Below are 17,055 nucleotides of genomic sequence, written 5' to 3'. Positions count from 1 at the left end.
GAACGAAGACCGAAGTCAATGCGCCGCGCGGTGGCAGCGCGGCCTCGCGTGGCGGCCTCAGCTCGCCGACTCCGACGCGTCGTCGAACCCGCCGCGCGGCAGCCGGCGCGGGCTCGGCGGAGTGAGCCGCATGGCGCGCAGCGCGCGCACGGCGGAGCGGTCGGGAAGCGCGTCGGCGACCGCCCGGCCTAACGGCGTCGCGCGGTAGACCGCCGTCGCGACGCGCTCCAGCAGCCCGACCGACACGAGGTGCTGCAGGTAGTGCGGCATCGTCCCGAGCGCCGGCCCCGTGTCGGGGTACACGGCGCGCACCGACGGCGCCGGCACGCACTCGAGCCCGGCCTGCTCCAGCCAGCACACCACCACCAGCAGCGCCTCCGACGTGCGCAACTGGCCCTTCCGCTCCAGCAGCGCGCGGAGCGCCTCGCGCGCGTCGCTGCGCGTGACGCCTGGTGGGAGCACGCCCCGCAGCGCACGCGGCGCGCGGCGCGTTCCCCGCGCCAGCGGCGGCAGCGGGATGCGCGAGCGCGGCGCGAGCGCGTCGACGAGTTCCTCGGCCGAGACGGGGCGCCTCATCGCCGACCTCCGGCCGCGTGCGACGTGTGCAGCACGCGGCGCAGCGCCTCGAGGTCGTTGCCGCGCTGCATCGCGTCGGCCCACAGGTCGCCCACGCGCGCGATGCGCTCGGGCACCGTGCGGATGTTCCAGTCGCCCGCGTCGAGCGCCGGCGTCACCTCCTCCCAGTTCAGCGGCGTGGACACGGTGAGCGTGGGCGTCGCGCGCGCCGAGTACACGCTGGCGACCGTCTTCCCGGCGATGTTCTGCAGGTAGTCGACGTACACGCTCGCCGACGGACGCTCGCGTACCGCGCGCACCACCGTGGCCGCGTGTCGATGGCGGGCCGCGACCTGCGTGGCGACGAGCTCCGAGAGCAGCCGCGCTGCGTCGGCGGTCGTGTCGCTCGGCAGCGGCACGACGACGTGGATCCCCGACGCGCCGGACGTCTTCGGCAGGCTCGCGAGTCCGAGCGTGAGGAGCTCGTCGTGCACCCACCGCGCGACATCGACGACGCGCCCGAACGGCGCCTCGGGCCCGGGGTCGAGATCGATGATCGCGTAGTCGACGAGCTCCGGGGCATCGGCGCGTCCGTGCCACGGATCCATCGACACCGCGCCGAGCTGCACGTGATACAGCAGCGTCACGAGACCGCCACCGACGAAGCGCGGCTTCGTGTCGCCGTCGACGCGCGCCGTGCGCACGCCGTCGGGCGGCTCGGCGTTCACGTGCTGCTGGTAGAACGCGCCGCGCTCGCCCGCATCGGTGTGACGGCGCAGCACGAGCGGCCGTCCGGCGATCGCGCGCAGCAGGTACGGCGCGACGGCGAGATAGTAGCGCAGCAGATCCGCCTTCGTCGCGCTCGCACCGACGGCGCGCCCGAGATGCGTGACGCCGAGCGCGAGCGGCGCGCGCACGACCCACCGCCAGCCGTACGGGTCGACGCACTCGTCGAGCGTCGGGATGTTCACGCCGAAGTGCTCGGGCGCGATCGCCGACACGTCGGCGACGGCGAGGCGCAGTCGCGTCTTCGCGCCGTGCGACTCGGCCGCTTCGCTCGCGAGCAGCAGATCGAGCGCCTCGCGCGTCGCGCCGAGTCCGAGCGCGACGAGATCGGGCACGCCGGCGAGCGCGTCCGACCACGGCATGCGAGGCACGCGCGCGCGTCCGCGTCGTCGCGGGGGCGGGCTCGGGCTGTCGACTCCCGCGACGATCGGCGATCGCGTCGTCGGTCGGGCGATGGTTCCGCGCACGGGACCCGTGATGGTGGGACGATCGGCGGCGGCGCGCTTGAGCGACATCGGGCGGTGTGGTGAGATGGGATCAGGCGGTGCGCCGGCGCGGCGCCGCCTTCTTCGTGGGCGCGCCGTGCGAGGCGCGTCCGCGCTTGCGCGTCTCGGTCTCGTGCGGCTCCGCGCGCTCCCGCTTCGCATCGGACCCCGTGGCCGCGAGGCTCTCCTTGAGGCGCGACATGAGGTCGATGACCGGCGTGCCGACCGCGTCGACGTCGCTGTCGGTCTCGAGGTCCACGCCGGTGAGCTTCGACTCGACGAGCTTGCGCACCGCGACCTGGTACTCGTCGGTGAAGTCGGACGCGTCGAACGGCGCGTGCAGGTGCGAGATGAGCTGCTCGGCCATCGCCTTCTCCGGCGCGCGCACGCTCTCCGCGCTCGGCAGGTCGAGCGCACGCGGATCGACGAGCGCCGATGCGGGGCGGATGACGTCCATCACGAGCGCGTCCTCGATCACGCGCACGGTGACGAGGTGCGTGCGCTGCCGCATCGTCACGCGTCCCACGCCGACGACGCCGCTGTCGCGGATGGCTTCGCGCAGCAACGCGTACGCGCGCCCCGCGGTCGACTCGGGAATGAGGAAGTACGGCGTCTCGTAGTGTCGAGGGTCGATCTCGCCGGCGTCGACGAACGCCACGAGGTCGAGCGTGCGCCCGGTGGGCACCTTGAGCGCGTCGAGCTCCTCCTGCGTGACGACGACGAACTTGCCCTTCGTGTACTCGTATCCCTTCACGAGATCCTTCCACTCCACGTCGTCGCCGGTGACGGAGTTCACGCGCCGCATCTTGATGGGCGCGAGGTTGTGCTTGTCGAGCTGTCGGAAGCTCACGCTCTCCGTGTCGCGTGTCGCGGGCTCCGCGCGCACCGGGATGTTCACGAGCCCGAAGCTCACCGCGCCTTTCCAGATCGTCGCCACTGTGTCGCGTCCCGTCCGAGGTGAAGATGCGTCGTGCGAGTCGCAGGGGAAGGCCCGGAGGTGCAGACGACGGGCCGCACATCGCGTTGTCGACATTCCACATGTTGTCCACGTGAGTTGTCGACATGCGCGTGGAGAACGAATGCGTATCACAATGCGACAAAGCGTACGCGCTCTGGGGTCAGGGCACGCCAGCGCACACGGCGCCGGCCAGTGTGAACGCTGGAACTCCCGCTCGATGGCCGCGGCGCACGCAGCGGTGATGGGGCCGATCGGCGCGCAGCTCGCCTCGCGCGCGGGGGCGCCGACGTTCACGCCGTATGGATCGCGACGCGCGCGACGTCCGCGTGTGCGCTGGCGCTCCCTGCGCGATGCCGCGCGCGACACGCGTGCTTGTGCACAGCGTTGTGCACAGCGAGTTGTGCACATGCTGTGGAGAACGTGTGCACAACGCACGACGCTGCGCATTGCCGTTGCGAATGTCGCGCGCGCTCGTATTCTTCCCGGGCGCGTAACGAATGACGACTGCGCGCCGGTGCCCGTTAGGCACTCCCTCCGCACTTCTCACCCCAGCGATGCCATGCGTCTCGTCGCGTGCGCGGCTCCCATCGGTGCACTGCTCGTCGCGCTCGAAGACGCGCCCATGACGTCGGCGGCCGTGGAGCTGATCGCGTCCGTCGGCGACGACGATCTATCGTGCTGGGACGCGTACTGGGACGCGAGCGACGCCGACGAGCCGTACTATCTGCACGCGCGACTGCGCGACGCGTGGTACCGCATCGACGCCGAGCCGACCGGCGGCGACGGCGCCGGGGAAGAGCACGTGGGCGCCGAGGCGGGCGTTAGGCGGATGGGGCTCGCCGGGCGGTGGGCGAGCGGTGCGCCGCGACCGTCGTTCTGCTACGTGCGCACGCCGCGGCGCGGCGCGCCGGCCGAAGGCGAGGCGCTGCTGCGAGCGACGACGGCCGCGGTGGTCGCCGCGGCCGTCGAGTCACTCGTCTTTCCGGGGAGCCTACCCGCGCGAACGACGTCGCGCTGGCGCGCCGTGGCGGTCCGGCTCGACGACTGACGCCCCGCGCTCGCCGAGCGTGCCGGCCGGCGCGGGAAGACCGGCGACGATCATCGGCACCTCGAGCGCGGTCGTGAGCCACTGGTACGCCGTGTCGAGCGTCCGATCGCCGGCGGTGAGCGTGCCGGCCGACGCGAGCGCCATGCGGGCCCGCGGCACCGCGAGCGCGGTGACGCCGCGCCGCGCCCACACGACGGTGTGTGCCGTCGCGTCGGCGAGCGCGTAGAGGATCTGCAGGTAGGTGCGCATGACCGGCACCATGTCGCCCGACAGCGTGACGAGCAGCTGCGCCTCGTGCGTCGCGCGCGCCTCCCGCATCTCGCCGAGCCGCTCGAACGCGCGCTGCACCGCGTCGGTGTCGCCCGACTCGTCGCCGGTGAGCACGTGCTCGGCGATCTCGAGCCACACGTCGACGAGCGCGTCGCGCAGCCGCGCATCCCACCGCGCGAGCAGCTGGTGCGTGCCGTCGTCCGCCGCGAGGCCGGTGGTCTCGTGTCGCGCGTCACGCGCCGCGGCGATCCACTGCCGCAGCGCGACCCGGTCGGCGCCGAGCGCGCCGATGCTCAGCGCACGCAGCACGTGCGGCAGGTGGGCGGGATCCCACGGGGGCGGCAGCGGACGCGTGCGCACGAACGTGAACGCGACGTCGCTCGCGCCGCGCAGCGCGGCGAGTGCCGATGCGACCTGCGCGAGCTCCGCCTGATGGCTCGAGCTCGTGTGCGTCGCGTGTCCCGCCAGCGTCGGTGCGGGAGCGCCGCCGGCGTCGGCGGCTCCGGCGCGCTCGACGTCGTCGCTCGGTGGGATGACGTCCTCGGGGGGCGTCGGGAGTGTGGGCGTGAGGCCTGCGCGATCGAGCTCGCGCATCGCGAGCTCGAGTCGATCGGCCTGCTCCAGCGCGGCCAGCTCGTACGCATCGGCGACGCGCGTGAGCAGCTCCGTATCGCGGGCGCTCCACGCGTCGCGCAGGCGCGGCGCGCCGCGGCGCCAGGCGCGCTTGACGAGCGCGCGCGCGCGCGCTGGCGGTCCGAGATCGTCAGCGCGGCGACGGCCCAGTGGTCCTCGACCACCATGCGCGCCGCGAGCTCGATGTCAGCCGCGTCGCTCGACGAGTCCGTTGCGGCGGAAGGCGTACGGGCCATGGCAGCGCATCCGAAGTGGAAGTGCGGGTGACGATCGACACGGCGCGAGCGGTCGCGCGCGGACGAGGAGTGCAGGTGACGCGTTCATCGCTGTGCAGGTGTGCTCGTTCGTGCCGACGTTCGTGTGACGACCGTGTGCCATCGTGTGCTACACCCTCAATACTCGCGTGTGTCGCGCGTGCGGTCGTGCTCGCGATCTACTTACAGTTCCGTGCCAGCGCCGCGCGCAATCTGCGCCGTCAGAGTGGCAGCGAGAGACGCCTATCGCGCAGGTAGCGCGCACGTATCAGTCGTGTATATTCACCGACCCCGCACCACGCGAACGCATCATCGCTGTCGACCACGATGGGCGTGAACGCCGCGAGCGAGACGATCCGCGGTCGTGTGCACCAACGCAGGTGCCGCGTCGCACGCTGCCTCTATCCCACCGCCGACGCACGCGTCGGCACGCCTCCGTCTCACGATGCGTACGAGTGACCCCGCAGTAGCCCTGCGGATCGGGGAGCCGTCGGCAGTCGCCGCGGCGCCTCTCCCGTCGGATGGTGATCCGACGCTCGACCCGACCGTTTCCTGCAATCTGGGGGCGGACGCTCCGTACGCCAGGGTACGCGACGAGCCGCGCCGTTGGCTCACGCTCGTCGCGGACGACGAACCGCCGCCGCCCGCCGCCCCGATGCTCGCCGCGCGCGGCACCGACGCGACCGCGGACCCGCTGCCGATGGCGGCGCCGATCGACGGTGTGATCGGCAGCACATTCGGCTCCTCGGCCGCACTGCGCGAGCTGCTCGACGCGGCGAACGAGCACCGGCGCGTCGTGGATCTCATCTGGACCGCCCACGAGTTCGGCGCCGTCCAGCTCCCCGCCGCGCTCGTGACCCGGCTCGAGCGAGCACGCGCCGCGTGGCCCGCCGCGCTCTCCGGATTCTCCGTCGGCGCGGCACCCGCCTGAGACGCGCGTGACGCGCATTTGACGCGCTGGCACGGGACTCTCGCCGAGGCGTGATCGGGCCACACGGCCCGACACGCTCACCGGCGGAGGTACACGTGGTCGGATTCGTCGACTCGCCAGGCGCGCCGCGCGGCGCGACCGGGCGCGACGCCGCGGAGCCGTTCCGGCCCGCAGTCATCGAAGTGTTAGGCGGCCTGTTCGAGGGCGAGATGTCCCGGGTGAACCGGTACCTCGCCGACGCGCCGCGCGTCGTGCTCTACGACGAGGAGGTCGTCGTCACGGCGTTCGTCCAGCTCACGCCGCACCTCGTGCTCCAGGTGCAGGACGACGATGCCACCGTGAGGCTGGAGCTGCGCCGCATGACCGAGGAGGAGCTGCGCGCGACGGTCCGCGAGGAGCACGCGTGGGAGTCGGTGATCGGCCCCGATCCGTTCGGCATCCCGATCGACGACGCGGGATGCGTGCTGCCGGCGCCGCGTGGGACGGGCACGGGGCGTGCCTGCGGCTGAGCGCCTAACGGCGGCGCCGGTCGCGGCCGGACGGGTGGCGCCCGTCGAGCCGATGTACGCGAGCACCGGCGCGACGCTGCCGACGGGTCCGGGCTGGACGTTCGAGCCGAAGTACGATGGCATCCGCGTGATCGCCGTCGCGACCGCCGGCGAGGCGCGCCTGTTCACGCGGAACGGCAACGACAAGTCCCGCCAGTTCCCCGAGATCGCCGCCGCGCTCCGCGCGCTCGCCGCGCGGGCAGGCCGCTCGCTGGTGCTCGACGGCGAGGTCGTCGCGCTCGATGCGGGCGAGCCCGCGCGCTTCCAGGCGCTGCAGTCGCGCATGCACGTGGAGGATCCGCGTGCGGTCGCGCTGCACGCCACGCAGGCGCCGAGCGCGCTCGTCGCGTTCGACCTGCTGCTCGACGGCGACGAGCCGCTGATCGCGCGCCCGTGGCGCGAGCGCCGGACGCGGCTCGAGCGCGTCCTCGGGCGCCGGGGGCGCGGCGGGAAGGGGGGCCGCCTGCGACTCGGCCACACCGAGGCCGACGGTGCGGCGCTGCTCGCACGCGCACGCGACGCGGGGTGGGAGGGGATCCTCGCCAAGCGCACCGACGCCACGTATGCGCCCGGCGTGCGCACCCGCCACTGGCTCAAGCTGAAGGTGGAGCAGCGCCAGGAGTTCGTCGTCGGCGGCTACACGGAGCCGCGCGAGAGCCGCAAGCATCTCGGCGCGCTGCTGCTCGGCTACTACGACCGCGACGGCCGCTTCGTCTACGCGGGCCATACCGGCGGCGGGTTCACGCACGCCGGCCTGGCCGACATGGCGCGGCGCCTCAGGCCGCTCGCGCGCGCCACATCGCCGTTCACCGAGGCGATCAAGACGAACGCGCCCGCGCACTGGGTGCGGCCGGAGGTGGTCGTCGAGGTGAAGTTCAGCGAGTGGACCGCCGACGGTCGGCTGCGGCAGCCGATCTTCGTCGGGGTGCGCGACGACAAGCCGGCGCGAGACGTCCGGCGCGAGCCGGTCGCGCGGAGCGGCGCCGCCTAACGTCGCGCGGTGCGCTCCGGCCAGCGCACGTACAGCTGGCTGCCGAGCAGATCCTGCGTGACCAGGAACAGCGCCACCTGACCCGCGCGCACGCGCACCGGCACCGAGCGCACGTTCGCGTTGCCGCCGACCGCCGTGGCGACGAGTGTGACGCGGTCGCGCGGGACGTCGGCCGCGCGCAGCGCGAACCGGGCCTCGCCGCTCGCGCCCACCTCGCCGAGCACGGAGTCGCGGCCGGCGCGCTCGAGCGCGATGGCGAGCCGGCGGTCGGCGCGGCTGATGACGCGCACGATCACCGAGTCCGGCTGCGAGACCTCGCGGTCGAACACGGCGTCGGGGGTACGGTGGGCGCGGGAGCACGCCGCGCAGAGGGCGAGAGCGAGAGCCGTGACGAGTGTGCGGGACATGGCCGACGTGGATGTGGACCGAGGACGACGGGGAGCGCCGTGCCGACGCCGCTCACAGCACGCGCCACACCGCGTAGCACGCCTTCTCCTTGATGCGCTCGATCCAGCCCCGCCGGCGAAACTCGTCGAGCCGGATCTCGTTCGCGAAGCCGAGGTCGTCGAGGAACTGCCGCTCGATGGTGCACGTGACGCCCGCATCGAGGATCATGAGCACGGTCTCCTCGTTGAACGAGAGCGAGCGGTTGTCCGCGTTCATGCTGCCTAACGCCGCCCACCCGCCGTCGACGGTGAGCGTCTTCGCGTGCATCATCACCGGCTGGTACTCGAAGATGCGCACGCCGGCGGCGAGCAGCTCCTCGTAGCGCGCGCGGCCGGCGTACCAGGTGCTCTTGACGTCGGTCTCCGCGCTGACCGTGAGGATCCGCGTGTCCACGCCGCGGCGCGCGGCATCGGCGATGAGCGTGCGGATGGCGCGGTCGGGGACGAAGTAGGAGTTCGTGATGTAGAGCGTCCTTCGCGCGCTGGCGATCGAGTAGGTGAGGAACCGCTCGGCCTCGGTGCTCCCGACCGACGGCGACGCGTGCAGCAGACCGGCGACGACCGGCCCGTCACCGTCGGCCGACGGCTCGACCGGAGCGATCAGCAGGTCGCCGGTCGATTCGGTCCAGCACGCGGCGAACGCGGCCCACAGCTGATGCACGGCCGGACCGGTGAAGCGCACGTTCGAGTCGCGCCAGTGGTCCTTCGTCCGGCCGTCGCCGAACCACTTGTCGGAGATGCCGAAGCCGCCCGTCCAGCCGATCGTGCCGTCGATGGAGACGACGCGCACGTGCGCGCGATGCTGCATCGTGCGCAGCGTGCGGATCCCGATCGGTCGGAACGGCTCGGCGCGCACGCCCGCGGCACGCAGCGCGTCGATGTACTCGTCCGGGAACGACGTGCCGAACGCGTCGTAGAGAAAGAACACGCGCACGCCGGCGCGTGCGCGATCGACGAGGATCTCGCGCAGCTCGTCGGCCATGCGCCCGGTCTCGCAGTAGTAGAGCTGCAGCGTGATCGACGTCCGCGCGGCGCGCAGGTCGGCCCACAGGCGCGGGTACGTTTGGTCGCCGTTCCAGAACGTCTCCACGTGATGGCCACCGGACAGCGCCGTGCGGCTGACGAGCTCCATCGCCGTGCAGAACGACGGATCGTCCACCGGCGGCAGCGTCGCGCCGAGCGGGACGACGCGTCGCACGGGCGTGCCTCGAACCGCGTTGAGGAGGCCGAGCAGACCGAGGACTCCGACGAACAGACCGGCGAGGATGAACGCGATGATGGCCATCGGCTGGTCGCGGGGCGCCCGTGTCGATCAATCGAACCGCGTGAAGACGCCGATGCGGTAGCTCAGCACGTTCGCCGCGCCCTCGCTCGTCGTCACGCTCGGCGTCGTGGTCTCGTTCAGCTGCACGTCGCCCGGACGGACGAACCGGGCGTGCGGGTTGTGCTGGTAGCGCACGCCGACGTCGAGCAGCGCCCCGCCGAGGTTAAGCCCGATCGAGGCCAACGGCACGAGAGCGCCGCCGACGCCGCTGATCGTGCGGCTCGTGTTGCTGAAGTTCGTCCGCTGATCGAGCGTGATGGGCTGGCCGTTCGTCGTCTCCTCGCGCGGCACGCGAATCGTCGTCGCGGTGGAGAAGTGCGTCAGCCCGTAGATCGCCGCGGCGTACGGCCGGAACGGTCCGCTGGGTACGGTGAGCTGCGGCCCGATGCCTAACGTGTAGATGTGATTCCTCGCCTCCTCCTCCAGCAGCGCCCGCCCACCGAAGCCGTCGGAGACGACGAACTCGGCGCGTCCCGCGCTGTAGCCGACGACGCTCGCCTCGCCGCGCAGCGAGAGGATGCCGCGCCGGTCGGCGGCGAGCGTCACGTGGCCGTCGCCGCCGAAGCCCCACTTCGCGTTCTGTCGGAAGTCGCCGAGCGGCTGGCTCGCGACGCCGGCCAGCCCTCCACCGAAACGGGACTGCGCCGACAGGGCGGCCGGCGCGACGACCGGCAGGAGCGATGCGGCGACCAGGATGCGAGAGGAGCGCATACGACTACTGGTACTGGATGTAGATCGGCGGCGGAAACAGCGCGAGCACCTGCTTCGGGGTCATCATCGGAAAGCCGTTCTTCGTGTCGTTGTGGTAGAACAGCTTGAATCCCGTGTACTGCACCGGATAGGGATAGATGAACCGCGACCACGTGGCCTTCTTGCCGTGTGGCGGCCCCCACCCGTCCATGTCCATCACGACCTGCACGCGCGGATCGAGCTTGATGCTCTGATAGTTCGTGACCATGGGCCCCGTGAAGCGGTGCACGATGAGCACCTTCGGCGGGAGCTTGTACTGATCGACGAGCCGGATGAGCTGATCGATCGCGTAGTTGATGTGCGTGGCGTCGTACGTGCCGATGCGGCCTCCGGGCAGCCCGCCCTTCGTCATCGCGAACTCGGGATCGAGCGCGAGGTGCACGTCCGGGCGCTGGAGATACGGGAGCAGGTACGCGAGCTCCGACTGCAGCGTGCTCTTGCCGATCTGCACGTCGAGGAAGAGGATCGCGCGCTTCTGCTTCGCCCAGCCGTACACCTTCTCGATGAGCTCCGGCACGGCACGATAGCGATACGTGCTGTCCTTGCCCGGCGTCCCCTGCGCGACGATGGCGATGAGGTGCAGCGCGGGCTGCACCGGGTGCGCCGGATCGGCGGCGTTCCACTTCGCGACCTCGGTGTCGAGCTTCGCGAGCATCTGGTCCATGGGGAGCTCGCCGAGCACGCCCATCTTCTTCGAGAGCGGGTTGCCGTAGAACGCGACGATGCGCTTCGCGGGCAGGATGGAGCCGGCGATCGGTGCCGGGGCCTTCGGGTTCGGCCAGACCGGCTCGTGCCCCTTGGCGCGACGCGCCGTGTCGCCCGGGGTGCGGGCGTTCGGTCGGCGCACCGTGTCGGGCCACCATGCCTCGCCGCTCGCCGAATCGCGGCGGACCGGCGTCGGCGCCGCGGCGACGGCCGTGGTCGCACCGGCGGTGGTCGCGCCGGCGCGGCCGACGGGCTTCGGCGCGTCCGAGTCGCAGCCGGAGAGCGCGCCGGCGACGAGCGCGGCGTACGGATGCAGGGTGGGGCGGGCACGGAAGAGCGACATCATCGACGAGCGAGTGGGCGAGCGTGAGCCGGACAGCGGACGGTCGAACGCTAGCGACGTGGCAAGACCGTTGCCGGTTGGGTCGCGACGCCCGTGCCGGACGGCCGTACCGGGCGTGACTCGAACCCGAGGAGACCGCATGCCCCAGCCCGACGACCGCACCGACGACTCCCTCGCCGGCCGCCGCGACCCGAACCGCTTCCGCGACGAGGACGAGATCGACCGCATGGCTCGCGAGGGCGGCAAGACGGAATGGCAGGAGCGCTCGGCCCCCGCGGCCGGCGATCCGGTGAGCGACGACGAGCGCCGCGGCCTCAGCATCCTCGGCGAGAACGACCCACGCGGCGACGGCGCCATCGAGGGCGTGAGCGACGCGAGCGACGCCGAGGTAGCGTCGAAACCCGCCCCGGACCGACTGGCGTAGGGCAGGAGGGCAGGAGGGCAGGAGGGCAGGAGCTTTCCCTTCGCCTCTCCTGCCCTCCTGCCCTCCTGCCCTCCTGCCCTCGCCCATGCCCGCCCGCCTCGCCCCGACAACCAGCTCGTACTGGCGGCTCAGCCGCGCGCCGCGCTACAGCCTGCTCTTCGCGCTGCCGCTGCTCGCGGCGTACGAGGGGCTGGCGGCGCTGCTGTCGCACGGGGATGCGGCGCAGGTACGCAACGGCGCGGAGGTGATGCTCGCCGCGCTGTTCTCGCTCGTCGCGGGTCCGCGGGGCGGAATGGTCGTCGTCGCGCTCGTCGTGCTCGGCTGCGTGGGGCTCGCCGGGTGGGACATGCGACGCTCGGGCGCGCGGCTGCAGCGCAACGTGTTCGCGCTCATGCTCGCCGAGTCGGCGGTGCTCGCGGTGGTGTGCGGGCTCGTGATCGGCGTGGCGACGGCGCGGCTGCTGCACGCGGTCCAGCCGCATCTCGCCATCACGCATCTCGCGATCGCGCCCGCGCCGGACAGTGCGATGGCCTCGCTGGGGTGGCCGACGAAGCTCATGCTCGCCCTCGGCGCGGGGCTGTTCGAGGAGCTGCTGTTCCGCGTGCTGCTCGTCGGCGCGCTCGCGTTCGGGCTACGCCGAGTGCTCGGCGCCGGGCCGACGCTCGCGGGCGCGGTGGCGTCGGGCGTCGGGGCGCTGGTGTTCGCGGCGGCGCACTACATCGGCGCATACGGCGACGCGTTCACGCTCGCGTCGTTCACGTTCCGCGCGCTCGCCGGGCTGTTCTTCAGCGTGCTGTACGTCCTCCGCGGGTTCGGCATCACCGCGTGGTCGCACGCGCTCTACGACGTGATGGTGCTCACCGTCGGGTGACGCGTCACCGGTGCTCGGGGGCCGGCGTGCTCTGCGCGGCCTCGTGCGCGTTGCCCGGCTGCTCGTATACCTCTCGCATCATGAGGTCGCGCGGGTGGCGGTACGTCCGCGTGTGGATGTAGAACGCCGTCAGGAACAGGGCCGCGACGCCGGCGAGCGTGAGGAGCGCGGCACCCCAGCCACCCTTCTTGTACGGGATGTGGCGGTTGGGCGGCAGGATCGGCGAGTGCGCCATCGAAGTCGGGAATGCGGGTGAGGCGGAATACTACCAGGGCCGACGGGCGAGGGCCAAGGGGCGCACGTGCCGCGCCAGTGGCGAACGCTCCGGTCGCACCGCGGGCGGCTCAGCTCTCGTCCAGCCGGCCGGCGCGCTTGATCACGTCGCGCCCGAACTTCGCGCGGATCGCGTCGACCGTCTGCGACACGCGCCGGTCCTTCTCGGTCTCCACGACGTCGTCGGGTGCGACGACGGTCTCGTCGAACAATCCGAGCTGCTGCGGCGCCGACGCGTGCTCGAGCTGCGACAGCGTGACGCCGAGCAGCCGCGCGCCGACGCGCCGCGCGCGGCGCAGCCGGTGGAGCAGGGGACGCGCGACCTCCCAGATCGCGCGGTCGCTCTCGATCGCGCGCGGCAGCGTGAGGCTCGCCTGGCGGCGCGTGAAGTCGCCGTCCTTGATCTTCACGGTGACGGTGCGCGCGCGGAACTGCTCGCCGCGCAGGTCGGCGCCCACGCGCTCGCACAGCGCGAGCAGCTCGCGCTCCAGCTCCGCGTCGTCGTGCAGGTCGCGCGGGAATGTCTCCTCGCGGCCGGTCGACTTCACCTCGTCGCGTTCCTCGACCGGCGAGTCGTCCTTCCCGCGCACGCGGTCGTGCAGCCAGCGCGCCGTGTCGGCGCCGAGGATCGTCGTCAGCGCCTGCAGATCGAGCGGCAGCACGTCGCGCACCGTGCGCAGCCCGATGTGCGCCAGCTTCTCGGCGAACTTCGGTCCGATGCCGGGAAGGTCGCCCAGCGCGAGCCGCTCCATGAACGCGGCCTCCTCGCCGGGCACGACGACGATGACGCCGTCGCCGCCCTTGTGCGGCTTCGCGTAGTCGACGGCGACCTTCGCGACGAGCTTGTTCGGCGCGACGGCGATGGAGAGCGTCATCCCCGTCTCGTCGCGCACGGCCTCGCGCAGCCGCCGCGCGAACGCCTCCGCGTCCTCGTAGCCGGGCAGCTTCTCGGTGCCGGTGAGATCGACGTAGCCCTCGTCGACGCCGGTCGGCACGACGACGGGTGCACGCGAGCGGATCACCGCGACCACCGCGCGGCTCTTCTCGCCGACCGTGCCGCGCGGCACGGGGACGAACAGGGCCTGCGGGCACAGTCGCTTCGCGGTGCTCGTCGCCATGCCGGCGCGGATGCCGTACTTGCGCGCGGCGTAGCTCGCCGACGTCACGACACCGCGCGACTCCGCGCTGCCGCCGACGACGAGCAGCTCGGCCTTCCCCGCGGTGTCGGGCCACTCGACGGCCGCGCACTGGGTGAAGAACGCGTCGATGTCGTAGTGGAGGATGCGACGGGTCATGATCGTCTCACGCGGAAACGCGGAGCACGCGGAGAACGACAAGCATACCGACCAGTCTAGCAGTTCTCCGTGTGCTCCGCGTCTCCGCGTGAGACACCACGGCCTACCAGTCCGGAATCATCTCGGGCACGTCGCGCCCGCGTGCGGCAACCGGCCAGCGCGTCTCCACGACGCCGTTGCGCACGCCGTAGATCAGATCGTTCAGGTGCACCACGATGCACACGTGGTTAGGCACCACGCGCACGGTGTCGCCGACCTTCGGCTGCCAGTCGGTGCGCGAGAGGTCGAGGATGCCGTGCTCCTCGCTCATGCGCGTCACGACGACCTCGGGGCGGTCGAGCAGCGCGCCGAAGCCGGGCGCGGCACCGCCGCCGGCGCGCGTCTGGTCCATCGGCTCGCGGCCGAGCGCCTTGGCGCCGGCGTCGATCACGGCCTGACCGGGAACCGCCGTGCTGACGACGGTCGCGACGACGGTCAGCGCGCAGTCGTCCCACTCGCACGCGCCGACGGCCGCGGTCACGCGATCGTTGTAGACGTACGTGCCGGGGCGCACCTCGGTGAGGCCGGGCACCTCGTGCATGCGCCATGCGGCCGGCGTCGAGCCGCCGCTCACGATGCGCGGCGTGAGCCCGTCGCGCTCGAGGGCGCCGAGCGTCGCGTCGAGCTGCGCGGATACGTCGGCCAAGGCGGGGCCCTGCTCGCCGATGCTCTGTCGCACGTGGCCGGGGTAGAACGTGATGCCTTCGTAGCGCAGCGCCTCGCGCTCCGACACGAAGCGCGCGAGCTCCACCACCGCGTCGGCGCCGGCGACGCCCACGCGCCGCATGCCGACGTCCATCTCCACGAGCACGCCGACCTCGCGTCCCACCTCGTCGGCCGCGGCCGCGAGCTGCACCGCGGCGCGCGCGGAGTCGAGCGCGACGAGCAGCCGCACCCGCGACGGCAGCGCCATCAACCGGCGCAGCTTCGTGGTGCCGACGACGGGGAACGCGACGAGCACGTCGTCGGTGAGCTCGGACATCACCTCGGCTTCGCGGATCGTCGCGCACGTTAGGCCGGTCGCGCCGAGCCGCAACTGCTCCGCGGCGATGCGCGGCGCCTTGTGCGTCTTCACGTGCGGACGCAGACGCAGCGCGTGCACCGCCGCGTAGGCCGCCATGCGATCGAGGTTCGCGGCGAGGATGTCGAGATCCACCACCGCGGCGGGGGTCTCGAGCTGGTCGAGGTAGAGTGGCACCAGGGGGTGGTCGGGGAGATTACAATCCGCGCATGACGCGGTCTCACTCACTGTCCTGAGACATACATGACACCCACGTCGCCCAGTCAGCAACCTGCCGACCGCACCCGCGGCTGGCAATCCGTGATGCTCCCCGGTGCCCCCGCACCGAAGGGGGCCTACTCCCCGGCCGTCCGGGCGGGGGATCTCGTGTTCGTGTCGGGCCAGGTGCCGCGCGACCCGTCGACGGGCGCGCTCGTCGGGGACGAGATCGCCGAGCAGACGCGCCAGGTCATGCGCAACGTGGAGCGCGCGCTCGCCGCCGCCGACGCGACGCTCGACGATGTCGTTTCCGTCACGGTGTATCTCACGAACGTCGACGACTGGGGGACGTTCGACGCGACGTACCGCGAGATCATGCGCCCGCCGTATCCCACGCGCACCGCGGTCGGCGCATCGCTGCGCGGTATCCTCGTGGAGATCAGCGCCGTCGCCTACGTCGGCGGCCGCGAGTGAGCGACCCGGTCGAGCGGCACCTCACCGTCCCGCGCACCGCGCGCTACTACACGCTCGGCGATGCGGCGACGGCGCGCGAGATCTGGGTGGTGCTGCACGGCTACGGGCAGCTCGCCGCGTACTTCGCGCGGCCGTTCGCGCCGCACGCGGCGGGTCGGCTCGTCGTCGTGCCGGAGGCGCTGTCGCGCTTCTACCTCGAGTCCACGCTCGACGGTCCGCACGGCCCGCGGGTGGGCGCGACGTGGATGACGCGCGAGGACCGCGACGCGGAGATCGGCGACTACGTGCGGTGGCTCGACCTCGCGCTCGATGCCGCGGCCGACGGCGCGGGTGCGCCGCTGCACGTGCTCGGCTTCTCGCAGGCGACCGCGACGGCGTGCCGCTGGCTCGCCGCGCGCGACCGCCGCGGCGCGCCGCCCGCCGCGCGGCTGGTGCTGTGGGCGGGCGACGTGCCGCCGGAGCTCGACCTCGGCGCGGCGTGGCTCCGGCGCACGCGCCTAACGTTCGTCGCCGGCGCCGAGGACCGGTTCGTCGCCGCGGACGCCGTCGCGGCGCTGCGCGCGCGGCTCGATGCGGCGGGCGTGCCATACGACGCCGTGCGCTTCGAGGGCGGGCACAAGCTCGACGCGCCGACCCTCGCACGCGTGATGCACGCGACGGTCGACGTCAGCGCCCCTTGAAGCGGCGGATCTCGCGCCGGTCCTTCTTGCTCGGACGTCCGTCGTCGAAGTCGAACGTCGTCGCGGCGAGGCGGTGCTGCTCGGAGGCGCGCGCGCGGTCGGCCGCGCTCTCCGGCGTCTCGTCGTAGAGCTCGCGCGCGGCGGTCGCCGGGCCGCGGCGCTCCGCGGTGTCCTTCACCTTCACGACGAAGAGCTGCGGGCCGACGCGCACGCGGATCTCGTCGCCGGGCCCGACGAGCTTCGCCGGCTTCGCGCGCGTGCCGTTCACGTCGACCTTGCCGCCGTCGACGGCCTCGGTGGCGAGGGAGCGCGTCTTGAAGAACCGCGCCGCCCACAGCCACTTGTCGAGACGCACCCGCTCCTGGTCGTCACTCATCGTCGTCCTCGTCGTCGAGCTCGTCCTCGAGATCGTCGTCGTCCTCGTCGTCCTCGTCCGCGGCGCCGAGCGCCTGGCGCACGCGCGTGACCGCGCCGCCGTAGACGTTGCGCACGTCGGGCGAGCGCTCGGCGGCGAGGAGGCGCTCGAGCTCGGGCACGGCGGCGCGCAACGCGGTCGCGTCGGCCGCGGCGCCGAGCAGCGCGGAGACGCGGTCGCACGCGTCGGCCATCTGTCGACACGCGTCGGCGCTCGGCCCGTGCGCCTGGGTGCCGCCGCGCGACTGAAGCACCGAGGCGCGCGCACGGAGCGCCTGCGCGTCGTCGCGGAAGCGGGAGGCGAGCAGCGTTGGAAGGGGATCGGTCATCGGGGAATGA

At 72.6% G+C, this 17,055-nt stretch carries 21 protein-coding genes; 8 read left to right on the top strand and 13 right to left on the bottom strand.

Going from position 1 to position 17,055, the window contains the following annotated elements:
* Positions 1 to 57 precede the first annotated feature (57 nt).
* The 3 genes from J421_RS20270 to ku form a co-directional block, all read right to left on the bottom strand.
* A complete protein-coding gene (locus J421_RS20270; protein ID WP_025413002.1) occupies positions 58 to 576 on the bottom strand; it encodes a hypothetical protein in 519 nt (172 codons plus the stop codon).
* Positions 573 to 1,703, bottom strand: a complete 1,131-nt coding sequence (locus J421_RS20265) for a DNA polymerase domain-containing protein (RefSeq protein ID WP_148306419.1) — start codon at positions 1,701 to 1,703, stop codon at positions 573 to 575. The genes J421_RS20270 and J421_RS20265 overlap by 4 nt, the downstream gene beginning before the upstream one ends.
* 175 nt (positions 1,704 to 1,878) lie before the next feature.
* Positions 1,879 to 2,763: a non-homologous end joining protein Ku gene (gene ku / locus J421_RS32930; protein ID WP_025413000.1), complete on the bottom strand. Its 885-nt coding sequence runs from the start codon at positions 2,761 to 2,763 to the stop codon at positions 1,879 to 1,881.
* A gap of 580 nt (positions 2,764 to 3,343) precedes the next feature.
* Between ku and J421_RS20255 the strand changes: the two genes are divergently transcribed.
* Positions 3,344 to 3,832, top strand: a complete 489-nt coding sequence (locus J421_RS20255) for a hypothetical protein (RefSeq protein WP_025412999.1) — start codon at positions 3,344 to 3,346, stop codon at positions 3,830 to 3,832.
* Here J421_RS20255 and J421_RS20250 read toward each other — a convergent pair.
* On the bottom strand, positions 3,776 to 4,696 hold the full coding sequence (locus J421_RS20250; RefSeq protein WP_025412998.1) for a hypothetical protein: 921 nt from the start codon (positions 4,694 to 4,696) through the stop codon (positions 3,776 to 3,778). The two genes, J421_RS20255 and J421_RS20250, sit on opposite strands and share 57 nt — an antisense overlap.
* Before the next feature lie 948 nt (positions 4,697 to 5,644).
* Here J421_RS20250 and J421_RS20245 point away from each other — a divergent pair.
* The 3 genes from J421_RS20245 to ligD all read left to right on the top strand — a co-directional run bounded on the left by J421_RS20245 (position 5,645) and on the right by ligD (position 7,459).
* Positions 5,645 to 5,920 carry a hypothetical protein gene (locus J421_RS20245; RefSeq protein ID WP_025412997.1) on the top strand — a complete coding sequence of 92 codons (276 nt, stop codon included), beginning with the start codon at positions 5,645 to 5,647 and terminating at the stop codon, positions 5,918 to 5,920.
* A 95-nt stretch (positions 5,921 to 6,015) separates the two neighbouring features.
* Complete coding sequence (locus J421_RS20240) at positions 6,016 to 6,429, top strand: hypothetical protein (RefSeq protein ID WP_025412996.1); 414 nt, start codon at positions 6,016 to 6,018, stop codon at positions 6,427 to 6,429.
* On the top strand, positions 6,416 to 7,459 hold the full coding sequence (ligD, locus tag J421_RS20235; RefSeq protein WP_148306417.1) for a non-homologous end-joining DNA ligase: 1,044 nt from the start codon (positions 6,416 to 6,418) through the stop codon (positions 7,457 to 7,459). Before J421_RS20240 ends, ligD begins: the two co-directional genes overlap by 14 nt.
* Here the strand turns inward: ligD and J421_RS20230 are convergent.
* From J421_RS20230 to J421_RS20215, 4 genes are all read right to left on the bottom strand, one after another.
* Positions 7,456 to 7,788: a hypothetical protein gene (locus tag J421_RS20230; RefSeq protein WP_025412994.1), complete on the bottom strand. Its 333-nt coding sequence runs from the start codon at positions 7,786 to 7,788 to the stop codon at positions 7,456 to 7,458. The genes ligD and J421_RS20230 overlap by 4 nt on opposite strands.
* Before the next feature lie 130 nt (positions 7,789 to 7,918).
* Positions 7,919 to 9,190: a phospholipase D-like domain-containing protein gene (locus J421_RS20225; protein ID WP_025412993.1), complete on the bottom strand. Its 1,272-nt coding sequence runs from the start codon at positions 9,188 to 9,190 to the stop codon at positions 7,919 to 7,921.
* A gap of 27 nt (positions 9,191 to 9,217) precedes the next feature.
* A complete protein-coding gene (locus J421_RS20220) occupies positions 9,218 to 9,940 on the bottom strand; it encodes a hypothetical protein (RefSeq protein WP_025412992.1) in 723 nt (240 codons plus the stop codon).
* Positions 9,941 to 9,944: 4 nt separating this feature from the next.
* On the bottom strand, positions 9,945 to 11,027 hold the full coding sequence (locus tag J421_RS20215) for a hypothetical protein (RefSeq protein ID WP_148306416.1): 1,083 nt from the start codon (positions 11,025 to 11,027) through the stop codon (positions 9,945 to 9,947).
* A gap of 139 nt (positions 11,028 to 11,166) precedes the next feature.
* On the opposite strand from J421_RS20215, the gene J421_RS20210 reads away from it, so the two are divergent.
* Positions 11,167 to 11,451, top strand: a complete 285-nt coding sequence (locus J421_RS20210; protein ID WP_025412990.1) for a hypothetical protein — start codon at positions 11,167 to 11,169, stop codon at positions 11,449 to 11,451.
* Positions 11,452 to 11,536: 85 nt separating this feature from the next.
* On the top strand, positions 11,537 to 12,322 hold the full coding sequence (locus J421_RS20205; protein ID WP_025412989.1) for a CPBP family intramembrane glutamic endopeptidase: 786 nt from the start codon (positions 11,537 to 11,539) through the stop codon (positions 12,320 to 12,322).
* Between the two features lie 4 nt (positions 12,323 to 12,326).
* Here J421_RS20205 and J421_RS20200 read toward each other — a convergent pair whose 3' ends face one another.
* The 3 genes from J421_RS20200 to J421_RS20190 all read right to left on the bottom strand — a co-directional run bounded on the left by J421_RS20200 (position 12,327) and on the right by J421_RS20190 (position 15,127).
* Positions 12,327 to 12,557: a hypothetical protein gene (locus tag J421_RS20200; RefSeq protein ID WP_025412988.1), complete on the bottom strand. Its 231-nt coding sequence runs from the start codon at positions 12,555 to 12,557 to the stop codon at positions 12,327 to 12,329.
* Positions 12,558 to 12,666: 109 nt separating this feature from the next.
* On the bottom strand, positions 12,667 to 13,890 hold the full coding sequence (locus tag J421_RS20195) for a DNA polymerase Y family protein (protein ID WP_025412987.1): 1,224 nt from the start codon (positions 13,888 to 13,890) through the stop codon (positions 12,667 to 12,669).
* A gap of 103 nt (positions 13,891 to 13,993) precedes the next feature.
* On the bottom strand, positions 13,994 to 15,127 hold the full coding sequence (locus J421_RS20190; protein WP_025412986.1) for an alanine racemase: 1,134 nt from the start codon (positions 15,125 to 15,127) through the stop codon (positions 13,994 to 13,996).
* 66 nt (positions 15,128 to 15,193) lie between these two features.
* Between J421_RS20190 and J421_RS20185 the strand changes: the two genes are divergently transcribed.
* Both J421_RS20185 and J421_RS20180 read left to right on the top strand, forming a co-directional pair.
* Complete coding sequence (locus J421_RS20185; RefSeq protein ID WP_104022860.1) at positions 15,194 to 15,622, top strand: RidA family protein; 429 nt, start codon at positions 15,194 to 15,196, stop codon at positions 15,620 to 15,622.
* Positions 15,619 to 16,302, top strand: coding sequence for an alpha/beta hydrolase (locus J421_RS20180; protein ID WP_025412984.1), 684 nt, complete (start codon positions 15,619 to 15,621; stop codon positions 16,300 to 16,302). Before J421_RS20185 ends, J421_RS20180 begins: the two co-directional genes overlap by 4 nt.
* On the opposite strand, the gene J421_RS20175 is transcribed toward J421_RS20180, so the two are convergent.
* Positions 16,289 to 16,678, bottom strand: coding sequence for an RNA-binding S4 domain-containing protein (locus tag J421_RS20175; protein ID WP_025412983.1), 390 nt, complete (start codon positions 16,676 to 16,678; stop codon positions 16,289 to 16,291). The two genes, J421_RS20180 and J421_RS20175, sit on opposite strands and share 14 nt — an antisense overlap.
* Positions 16,671 to 17,045 carry a hypothetical protein gene (locus J421_RS20170; RefSeq protein ID WP_025412982.1) on the bottom strand — a complete coding sequence of 125 codons (375 nt, stop codon included), beginning with the start codon at positions 17,043 to 17,045 and terminating at the stop codon, positions 16,671 to 16,673. The genes J421_RS20175 and J421_RS20170 overlap by 8 nt, the downstream gene beginning before the upstream one ends.
* Positions 17,046 to 17,055 lie beyond the last annotated feature (10 nt).

Origin of the sequence: Gemmatirosa kalamazoonensis (genome assembly GCF_000522985.1) — a bacterium.
Classification (GTDB): Bacteria; Gemmatimonadota; Gemmatimonadetes; order Gemmatimonadales; family Gemmatimonadaceae; genus Gemmatirosa; species Gemmatirosa kalamazoonensis.
The sequence above is the reverse complement of the archived record's forward strand: the minus strand, read 5'-3'. Positions and strand labels throughout refer to the sequence as shown.

Coding starts and splice junctions, on each gene's coding strand:
- J421_RS20220 (WP_025412992.1), bottom strand. CDS start 9,940: ATGCGCTCCTCTCGCATCCTGGTCGCCGCATCGCTCCTGCCGGTCGTC.
- J421_RS20170 (WP_025412982.1), bottom strand. CDS start 17,045: ATGACCGATCCCCTTCCAACGCTGCTCGCCTCCCGCTTCCGCGACGAC.
- J421_RS20200 (WP_025412988.1), bottom strand. CDS start 12,557: ATGGCGCACTCGCCGATCCTGCCGCCCAACCGCCACATCCCGTACAAG.
- J421_RS20250 (WP_025412998.1), bottom strand. CDS start 4,696: ATGCGCGAGCTCGATCGCGCAGGCCTCACGCCCACACTCCCGACGCCC.
- J421_RS20175 (WP_025412983.1), bottom strand. CDS start 16,678: ATGAGTGACGACCAGGAGCGGGTGCGTCTCGACAAGTGGCTGTGGGCG.
- J421_RS20265 (WP_148306419.1), bottom strand. CDS start 1,703: ATGCCGTGGTCGGACGCGCTCGCCGGCGTGCCCGATCTCGTCGCGCTC.
- J421_RS20210 (WP_025412990.1), top strand. CDS start 11,167: ATGCCCCAGCCCGACGACCGCACCGACGACTCCCTCGCCGGCCGCCGC.
- J421_RS20205 (WP_025412989.1), top strand. CDS start 11,537: ATGCCCGCCCGCCTCGCCCCGACAACCAGCTCGTACTGGCGGCTCAGC.
- J421_RS20255 (WP_025412999.1), top strand. CDS start 3,344: ATGCGTCTCGTCGCGTGCGCGGCTCCCATCGGTGCACTGCTCGTCGCG.
- J421_RS20225 (WP_025412993.1), bottom strand. CDS start 9,190: ATGGCCATCATCGCGTTCATCCTCGCCGGTCTGTTCGTCGGAGTCCTC.
- J421_RS20270 (WP_025413002.1), bottom strand. CDS start 576: ATGAGGCGCCCCGTCTCGGCCGAGGAACTCGTCGACGCGCTCGCGCCG.
- J421_RS20185 (WP_104022860.1), top strand. CDS start 15,194: ATGACACCCACGTCGCCCAGTCAGCAACCTGCCGACCGCACCCGCGGC.
- J421_RS20245 (WP_025412997.1), top strand. CDS start 5,645: ATGCTCGCCGCGCGCGGCACCGACGCGACCGCGGACCCGCTGCCGATG.
- J421_RS20215 (WP_148306416.1), bottom strand. CDS start 11,027: ATGTCGCTCTTCCGTGCCCGCCCCACCCTGCATCCGTACGCCGCGCTC.
- J421_RS20195 (WP_025412987.1), bottom strand. CDS start 13,890: ATGACCCGTCGCATCCTCCACTACGACATCGACGCGTTCTTCACCCAG.